The organism is Haloparvum sedimenti, from assembly GCF_001462205.1.
GTDB classification, from domain to species: Archaea; Halobacteriota; Halobacteria; order Halobacteriales; family Haloferacaceae; genus Haloparvum; species Haloparvum sedimenti.
Genome location: NZ_LKIR01000135.1, coordinates 118,994 through 122,940, shown reverse-complemented (window position 1 = coordinate 122,940; position 3,947 = coordinate 118,994). Strand labels below are relative to the sequence as shown.

General features: G+C 68.9%; 6 protein-coding genes. All 6 read right to left on the bottom strand.

Annotated features, from left to right (window positions below; translation table 11 throughout):
* Positions 1-347: 347 nt before the first annotated feature.
* Positions 348-1,169, bottom strand: coding sequence for an ABC transporter permease subunit (locus tag AN233_RS12595; protein ID WP_058367125.1), 822 nt, complete (start codon positions 1,167-1,169; stop codon positions 348-350).
* Positions 1,166-2,149, bottom strand: a complete 984-nt coding sequence (locus AN233_RS12590; RefSeq protein ID WP_058367124.1) for an ABC transporter ATP-binding protein — start codon at positions 2,147-2,149, stop codon at positions 1,166-1,168. Before AN233_RS12590 ends, AN233_RS12595 begins: the two co-directional genes overlap by 4 nt.
* Before the next feature lie 91 nt (positions 2,150-2,240).
* Positions 2,241-2,906, bottom strand: coding sequence for a translation initiation factor IF-6 (locus tag AN233_RS12585; protein WP_058367123.1), 666 nt, complete (start codon positions 2,904-2,906; stop codon positions 2,241-2,243).
* A gap of 1 nt (position 2,907) precedes the next feature.
* Positions 2,908-3,186, bottom strand: coding sequence for a 50S ribosomal protein L31e (locus AN233_RS12580; protein ID WP_058367122.1), 279 nt, complete (start codon positions 3,184-3,186; stop codon positions 2,908-2,910).
* Positions 3,187-3,339: a 50S ribosomal protein L39e gene (locus AN233_RS12575; protein ID WP_058367121.1), complete on the bottom strand. Its 153-nt coding sequence runs from the start codon at positions 3,337-3,339 to the stop codon at positions 3,187-3,189. It abuts the gene before it with no gap.
* Positions 3,340-3,722: 383 nt separating this feature from the next.
* The coding region (locus AN233_RS17730; protein WP_218055092.1) for a hypothetical protein at positions 3,723-3,947 on the bottom strand (225 nt) is incomplete at its 5' end.

Below are 3,947 nucleotides of genomic sequence, written 5' to 3'. Positions count from 1 at the left end.
CCGGCTGGGGCTTTCTGGGCGTTGCTGTCCAGATCAGCAGTCACAGAAAAAGACACAGCAGCGTAGTGGGGAGAGCCGGCTGGGGCTTTCTGGGCGTTGCTGTCCAGATCAGCAGTCACAGAAAAAGACACAGCAGCGTAGTGGGGAGAGCCGGCTGGGGCTTTCTGGGCGTTACCGTCCCGACCAGAAGGATCTGCGACAGACCCACAGCTGTAGGAGGGAGAACCGACTGGGGCGTTCTGGACATTCCGGTCCAGATCAGCAGGCGCAACGACGAAAACAGAAAACGCCCGCATCGAAGCGGTTGCAGCACCGTCCCGAGAAGCACCGCCACGAGGATCTCCCACTTATCCAGTCAGGTCCGCGCGCTCGAACCGGACCACGGCGAGCGCGACGAGCGCCGCAGAGCCCACCAACAGGATCCCGCCCCCGACCCAGTCGTACTCGGCGTTCACCAGTATCGCCGAGGGGTCGTAGTACGCGGTCGGGCTGATCGCGCCGAGCCAGTCGTAGTCGGTCAGCGCCGTCAGCGACTCGAACATGTAGAGCGCGAACACCGTCCCGAGCGCGACGCGCTGCGCGATTCCCGCCCGCCCGAACAGCACCGACGCGAGCACGCCGATGGCGGCGCACGCGAGGTGGTACGGTACCGCCAGCGCGTGGACCGCGATCAGTCGCTCCGCAGCGATCGTCTCGCCGATCCCGAGCACGCCGAGGTAGGCGACGACCGGGAGGACCGCGTTCAGCACTAACACCAGCGGGACCAGCCCGAGGAACGTGCCGACGACAACCGAACGCCGCCGGACCGGCCCCGCGAGCGTGAGGTCCATGCGGCGGCTCTCCACGTCGGCCGCGACCGTCTCGCCGCCGAGGTACGCGAGGTAGAGTCCGACGAGGATCACCCACGCGAACTGGTAGAACTCCACCGCGAGGAACCCCTCCACGGTGGCGATGGTGATGATCCCGAACAGCTCCCGGAACGCCGGCGGGAACGCCTCGACGTACGCGTCCATGTCGATACCCGAGTCCGCGAACGCGGGGAAGAACGCGAGGAAGACGACGACGAACGCCGACAGCAGTCCCGTCAGCACCGCGGTCCCGCGCCGCCGGCCGGCCGCCTCGTAGCGGGCGATCGCCAGCCACGCCGGTGGACGGTCGTCCGGGTTCACGGCCCGACCCCCGCCGGTTCCCCCGATCCGGCCCCTGCCGACTCGTCGTCCGCCTCGTCGTCGGTCTCGCCATAGAACCGGAGAAAGACGTCCTCAAGCGGCGCGTCGCGCACGTCGAGGTTCGCGATCGGGCGCTCGGCCAGCCACGCGACGAGGTCGTCGTAGGCGCCGGTGTAGGTAAACGAGACCGGCGTCGGATCCCCGTCGCCGACGCGCACGTCGTGGGTGCCGGTCAGCCGTTCGAGCGAGTCCTCAACGCGGCCCTCGGTCCGTTCCCCCGCCCGCGGACCTGCCCCCGAGACTGCCACGCGAACGCGCTTGCCGGCGCGCTCGAGCAGGTCGTCGACGCGCTCGACGGTCGCCAGCCGCCCGTTCCTGACGATCCCGACGCGGTCACACAGCGTCTGCACCTCGCTCAACACGTGCGAGGAGAGGAACGCGGTCGCGCCGTCCGCGACCGCCTCCTCCACAAGGGCGTTGAACTCCTCCTGTAGCAGCGGGTCGAGCCCGGCGGTCGGCTCGTCGAGCACGAGAAGATCCGGCTCGTGCATGAACGCGGAGACGAGCGCGACCTTCTGCCGGTTGCCCCGAGAGAGGTCGCCGATGCGGCGGTCCTCGGGGAGCCCGAACCGCTCGACGAGCTCCCGCCGTCGAGTCTCCCCCTTCAGGTCCGTCTGCAAGTCGAGGTACGCGGCGCCGGTCCGGTCCGGATCGAGCCCCGGGTCGCTCGGCAGGTAGCCGATCCGTCGACGTGCCTCCAGGAACTCCGCCTCGTCCGTCGGGTCGCGGCCCAGCACGCGGGCCGACCCGTCGGTCGGCGAGAGAAAGCCCATGCACGTCCGAATCGTCGTCGTCTTACCGGCGCCGTTGGGACCGAGGAACCCGAACACCTCACCCTCCTCAACGGTGAGAGAGACGTTCTCTATCCCCCGTACGTCGCCGTAGTACCTCGTCAATCCATCCAACTGGAGGGCGGCCATGGTTCGGACTCGGCGGGGCGAGGTATAAAAGGTACTGCGGAGCGGGGGAGGAGCGGACCGACGGAAGGGGGTCCGCGCAGCGGCCGTCGGCTCAGTCGATGAAGCCCAGCGTGTCGTCGATGCGGCCGAGCTCCGGCCCGGTGGTGTCCTGCCCGACGACGTAGCCGTCGTCGTTGGCGATCAGTCCCGAGCCGACGAGCGGGCCGCCGTAGTTGATCGTGCCGAGGTCGGCGTACACGTCGAGGTGCTCCTCGACCGTCTGCAGCTGGTCCTCGGTGGATTTGGGGTGACAGATCACGCCCGTGTTGTTCGCGACCGCGGCGGTCCCGACGGTGTGGACGTCCGCCAGCGAGCCGCGCTCGACGGGGACGCCGAGCGCGTCGCGGACGGTCGTCACGGCCTCGCGGGAGAGGTCGGGGTGGACGTACGCGCCGTAGTCGTTGGCGAGCACCACGTTCCCCGCGGCGTTGATCTTGCCCGGGAGTTCGTGAACCTCGGCGCCGGCCGCGTCGGCGATGCGGTCGACCTCGCGGGTCGTCGCGCGCTCGGAGACCAACACACCGTTCTCGTTGCCGGCCGCGAGCGCGCCGACGGTGTTGGAGCCGCCGACGGTCGTGGGGACGACGGTCGCGTCGAGCTCCTCGCCGAGGTCCGCCTGCAGCGACTCGTCGATGTCCGGGCGGACGAGCAGCGTGTCGTCCGCGACGCGCGCGAACACGCCGACGTACGCCGACCCGGCGAAGGACGCCCGTAACACGCTACTCCGCGGTCTCGGCTTCGACGACCGATTCGCCGTCCTCGACGAAGCGGGCCGCGCGGACGCGGAGCTTGCTCGGCGGGTTCTGACGGCCGTTCGCCCAGACGGTCTCGTTGACCGAGGCGTCCAGCGTGACGGCGTCCTCCTCGACGGAGAAGTGCTGCGCGAGGTGCTCGCGCACGATCTTCATCGCGAAGTCGGCGCGCTCCTGCTTCGGCTTGTCGTTGGCGTCGCGGAGCGGGATCGTGACGACGCGCTCCTCGAAATCGTTCGTGCTCATTTACTCGTCCAGGTCGTTGCGTCGCCAGTTGCGCCGCTTGGGGTTGCGGGTGACGTTCATGTCGGTCTTCATCATGACCCACGTGGGGACGCGCGTGTTCTGGCGTTCCTTCTTCGCCAGCCGCTTCTTCTTGGCCTTCGACTTCTTGCCCATAGTGGGGCAATCTTTCGACGGCGTACATAAAACCCCTTCCATACGAGCCGCGACCGCGGAGGCGTGTCACCGCCTCTCGTGGCGGTTTTCGTGACGGTCGACCGGTCCGCGAGCGACGCGAGCCCGGCAGTCCGATTGCGCTGATCCGTGTTGCCGTTACGGTCGGCGCGCGCGAGTAACGCGCGCGAGGGAGGCCGCGGGCCGGGCGCGACGCGGTGTCTCCGGCGCGCTACCGCACGCCGGAGGCCAGCGAGAGCTTGTCTCTCGCGCGGCGTTGCGGTTCCGCGGCCGCGCCGCCGCCGAGGTTGGGGAGGTGCGAGGCCCGCGGTCGCGGTGCGGGGCGGGACTGAAAGGGGCAGTCGGCTCGATCCGGCCCCGGCGCCTCAAGCACTCGCGCTGGGTGTTGCGGAGAAGCGCGAGCGCGCAGAGCGTGCCGCGGCCGGTCGAGCCGGCTGGGGCTTTCGAGGTGTTGCCGTTCCGATCAGCAGGATCAGTAACAGACACAGAAAACGCGCCGTATAGAGAGCCGACTGGGGCTTTCCGGGCGTTGCCGTTCCGATCAGCAGGATCAGTAACAGACACAGAAAACGCGCCGTATAGAGAGCCGA